General features: G+C 32.8%; 4 protein-coding genes. 3 read left to right on the top strand and 1 reads right to left on the bottom strand.

Going from position 1 to position 3,748, the window contains the following annotated elements; all coding sequences use genetic code 11:
* The first annotated feature begins 127 nt into the window (after positions 1–127).
* From CXF67_RS00020 to CXF67_RS00010, 3 genes are all read left to right on the top strand, one after another.
* Positions 128–580, top strand: coding sequence for a RuvC family protein (locus CXF67_RS00020; RefSeq protein ID WP_102086909.1), 453 nt, complete (start codon positions 128–130; stop codon positions 578–580).
* Positions 581–583: 3 nt separating this feature from the next.
* Complete coding sequence (locus CXF67_RS00015; protein WP_102086908.1) at positions 584–1,594, top strand: serine/threonine-protein kinase; 1,011 nt, start codon at positions 584–586, stop codon at positions 1,592–1,594.
* A gap of 236 nt (positions 1,595–1,830) precedes the next feature.
* Positions 1,831–2,349, top strand: a complete 519-nt coding sequence (locus CXF67_RS00010; protein WP_102086907.1) for a GNAT family N-acetyltransferase — start codon at positions 1,831–1,833, stop codon at positions 2,347–2,349.
* Positions 2,350–2,520: 171 nt separating this feature from the next.
* Here the strand turns inward: CXF67_RS00010 and CXF67_RS00005 are convergent, their stop codons facing one another.
* The gene (locus CXF67_RS00005; protein WP_102086906.1) at positions 2,521–3,489 is read right to left on the bottom strand and encodes a transposase; all 969 of its coding nucleotides are present in this window, start codon (positions 3,487–3,489) and stop codon (positions 2,521–2,523) included.
* Between the last annotated feature and the right edge of the window lie 259 nt (positions 3,490–3,748).

Here is a 3,748-nt window from a genome sequence, read left to right as displayed (position 1 = left end):
GCGAAATAGTAATAAAATCAAGGCTTTTGATTCGTCACAAAGTTTTGCTTAATCTAAAAATTGGTGCTTCGAAATCGCCTACTTTTCATATACTAAACGTTAGCTTTAATACAAAAAAAAACGAACTATGACAACAATAGGATTTAACTTTACTTCATCTGATATATACTTTGTAGTTGTTGAAGGAACTCTAAATGCACCAAATTTCGTATCCAAAAATAAAATTAGCCTTCCAGCAAATCACAGCGTTTCAGAAAGAGTAGATTGGTTTGAAAATGAATTAACTGCAATTTTGAACAATGTGAATCCTGATAGAGTAAGTTATAGATTAACAATTAACAACGTTACAAATAACTATGTTCATTGTGTTTATTATGCACAAGGAATTTTAAACTTTCTTTGCCATAAAAGTCAAATAGCAATATGTCACACTTCACCTGCATCAGTCAAACCAAATAAATTCAATCAACCGAACGGAACAAACCTTGAAACATATGTTGACAATGTTTTGGGTTTTCATCCACCACATTGGAATAAAAATATGCGAAATAGTGCTTTAGTTGCAATGCTACAATTATAAAATATGGATATTGGAAAATTTACAACAATCGGTTTTATTGGAGGTGGAAATTTCGGTAAAGTATTTCGTGCAAAAGATAATTTACTAGATGTAGAAAGAGCTATTAAATTAATTACCGTTCAAAATCCTCAACAATTTTTAGACGCAATAAATGAAGCCAAAATTTTAGAAAAGTGTAGACATAAGAATATTGTAGATGTTAAAGAAATCGATATTCATCAAATTCAAAACACACCTGTTCCTTGTATAGCAATGGAATACTTAGCCAAAGGAAGTGCTCAATGGTTTTTAGAAAAAAACTTTGTTACTGTAAAAAAAGCTCTAAAAATAGTCTCAGATGTTTTATTTGGTTTAGAACACGCACATAATGAAGGTATTTTTCATAGAGATATAAAGCCTGCGAATATTTTATTTGCAGACAACCTTAGTGCGAAACTTTCTGATTTCGGACTTGCTTATGGATTAGCTAATCAACCTTTTAATTTTGCTGGATATAGCTCTCATTTGCCACCAGAAGTATTAGAAAATGTTGGACAAGACGAATTAAGTGACATTTACTCTTTAGGAATCACTTTTTACAGATTAATTAATAATTTATCTAATTTGAATGTTCCTTACGCAAATGATGCTGAATGGTTAAATGCTGTAAAACGAGAAAAATTTCCGAAAAGAGAATTTCAACCTCATATTCCAAAGTCTATTATAAGAGTTGTAAGAAAGTCAATGAAACCAAATCGAAATGATAGATTTAAAACCTGTTTGGAATTTAGACAAGCTTTACAAAAAATACAATTAGCAATAAATTGGTCTTATTTAGCAGACGGAGAATGGAAAGGTAAATATAGGAACGACCAATACGAATTAAAAAGGTATAGTAAACGGACTGGATTTTTTATTGATTTCATAAAGAACGGTCGAAAAGACAGTAAATATTGCTGTGCTCAAATTCCAGATGAACAAACGGCCAAAAAAGAGTTTTTTAAAATATTACAAGAAACAACAATTAGAGTATAAGTACTAAAGCTAACAAAGTATAAAAATAATAAGGGTTAAGTGCCAAACCTAAAGTTGGTACGTACTAAAAAAGTCCGCCAAATTTACAATTTGACGGTTAAAATAAAAATAACGGTAAAATTGTAAATTTGGCTAAGTACTAACCGAAAAGTAAGTGCATTTTAATCCCTTACTATTCTTATACAAACCGTTGTGTGTAATGCAAAAAAAACCTCACTGAATTGAAATTATAGGTAATGAAAAACGAATTTCCAACTACAAAAACTAACCGAATTTTATTGCGTGAAATAACAGGTTTGGACATTGAGAATGTCTTTAAAGGACTTTCAAACCCAAATGTTATTCAGCATTATGGAATTAGTTTTGACAGTTTAGAGGCTACTAAGGAACAAATGACTTGGTTTGCGGATAAGAAACAAAAGTGGTGGGCAATTTGCTCTCTCGATAATCAAACTTTTTATGGTGCAGGCGGACTAAATGATATTGATTATGAAAAAAGTAAAGCGGAAATCGGACTATGGCTACTTCCAGATTTTTGGGGGATGGGAATTATGAAAGAAGTTTTACCTTTAATATCTGATTACGGATTAAACAAACTCAAATTAAATCGAATTGAAGGATTTGTTGAGACCGATAATGTGAATTGTAAAAATGTAATGTCTAAACTTGATTTCAAAAATGAAGGAAGAATGAAAGACTGCGAAATAAAAAATAGAAAATTAATAAGCGTCGATGTATACGCGAAAACGAATTAGATTGTGGAAAGCACTTCACACAACAAAGAACTGAGTTAAAATCCAAGTTTAATTTCATTTAATTTTTGACAAAAGTGTTGCTTGGCATTATTGAAGTGGAATAAACCGATTTCATCAATTTATTTCCAATCCAACAAGCTATTATTACCATCAAGTTGCTAATTTTTTAAATTAATTTTTTCGTATTGAAATGTAGTGTGGGTTATATTCCACGCCAGACCTGACGATTGCAAATGCTTGATGAATCAATTTGTTGCACACGGCTATCAATGCGAGTTTACTGCTCTTACCCTTACTTACAATCCTATCGTGAATAGCCTTACAGGACTTATTATATTTATAGGCAGACATAGAACACATAAACATTAGGTTTCTCAGGTTTCTGTTTCCCATCTTGCTTATTCTGCTGCGCCCTCTAACACTGCTGCCAGAACGTTTTATCATAGGAGTAGTTCCTAAGTAACTACAAAGCTGCGAAGCATTGCTGAACTTATTAAAGGAGTCCGTAGCAACAATTAAAAAAACTGCCGTTTTGTCCCCTATTCCAGGACTACTTTTCAATAGGGTGAGCTCGCGCTGTGATGTTGTTTTAACTAGCAACAGTAGCCTTTTCTCAATCTTAGCCAGTTCTCTATCAATATGTTTTTTGTCTAACAGCAATGACTGTACAACCAATTTTGATGGTATACCCAAAACGCCCTCACCATGTAGCTTGTTCTTTGTACTGGTTCTCCTCTTGAGGTAATTCGCCTTTAGGCTAAGTAATTGTCTACATTCAGATTGCATATCGCTAATTTGATTGTAGAGCGGAACCGTATTGTAGATCCCGTAATCACAAATGGCCTGAGCATCTCTCTTATCTGTTTTTATCCTCGATAATTTCATCTGGATAAAACATTTTACAGACAGTGGGTTGACTACAGAAACTACTATTTTATGCTTGCAAAGAAACTGTGAGAGACTGTAATGATAGTAGCCTGTAGCCTCCATAACGACTAAGCTGCTCTCGGGCAAGAGCTTCAAAAATAATTTAAATCCGATAGGTGAATTACTAAACTGGTTGTGACCACTTTTGCTGCCATGAACATCAAAGACATCTTTACTGATGTCAACTCCAAAAGTTTCTTTATATTTATTCATAATAATTAGATTATGAAAGAACAATCATCAATGACACAACATCTTAAAAACGAGGTCTAGACCTCACAGTCCCGATAGGTATCGGGAGAACGTAATTTTAGTAGTAAAAGAGAGGGGGTTTATCCCGAGGCTTCGGGATTGACCAGGTTCTGTCCTCAATGTATATAATAACCTTGATCCTCTCTCTGTTTCTTTCTAGTTTATAATTAAAGTTAATTGTTTTAAGAGAAATCAAACTTAAGATGTATATAAAAAATAG

It is taken from the genome of Psychroflexus sp. MES1-P1E, assembly GCF_002836055.1.
Lineage (GTDB): Bacteria > Bacteroidota > Bacteroidia > Flavobacteriales > Flavobacteriaceae > Psychroflexus.
Note: the sequence above shows the minus strand (reverse complement) of the source record. Positions and strands in the feature narration are given on the sequence as shown.